Source organism: Aerococcus sp. L_32, from assembly GCF_050689315.1.
Genome location: NZ_JBOEQF010000922.1, coordinates 1 through 733, shown reverse-complemented (window position 1 = coordinate 733; position 733 = coordinate 1). Strand labels below are relative to the sequence as shown.

Below are 733 nucleotides of genomic sequence, written 5' to 3'. Positions count from 1 at the left end.
TACGTCTTCTAACAATACAACATTCCCTTTACGAGTAGATAACTTCTTACCATCTTGAGTAATTAAACCAAATGGAATGTGGTTAATGTCTGCAGCCCAGTCATAACCCATTAACTCTAATACAGCTTTTAATTGCTTGAAGTGGTTACTTTGTTCGTTTCCTACCACGTAAAGTGATTGGTCGAAGTTGTAAGTTTCTTTACGGTATAAAGCTGTTGCTAAATCACGTGTGATGTATAAAGTCGCCCCATCAGATTTTTTAATTAAAGCTGGGTTTAAGTTATAAGCCTCTAAATCAACGATTGTCGCACCGCGGTCCACTTTTAATAAGCCTTTCTCATCTAATTCGTCGATAACAGCTGGCATTTTATCTGAGTAGAATGCTTCCCCGTTGTAAGAATCAAATTCAATGCCAAGGATATCATAGATGCGTTGGAATTCTTTTAATGATTCGTCTTTAAACCATTTCCATAATGCATAAGCTTCTGGATCGCCGTCTTCTAATTTTTTAAACCATAGACGTCCTTCGTCTTCAAGACTTTCATCATTTTCTGCTTCTTCATGGAATTGTACATAGTATTTCAACAATTCTTGAATTGGGTTTTCACGAACGGCTTCTTCAGAGCCCCATTTTTTGTAACCGACAATCAACTTACCGAATTGCGTTCCCCAGTCACCCAAGTGATTGATACGTACTGGATTGAACCCAACTTTTGTTGTGATGTTGGCAATA

General features: G+C 37.7%; 1 protein-coding gene. It reads right to left on the bottom strand.

Annotated features, from left to right (window positions below):
• A partial coding sequence (gene argS / locus ACRCJ0_RS17380; RefSeq protein WP_431391406.1) for an arginine--tRNA ligase occupies positions 1-733 on the bottom strand: 733 nt, incomplete at both ends.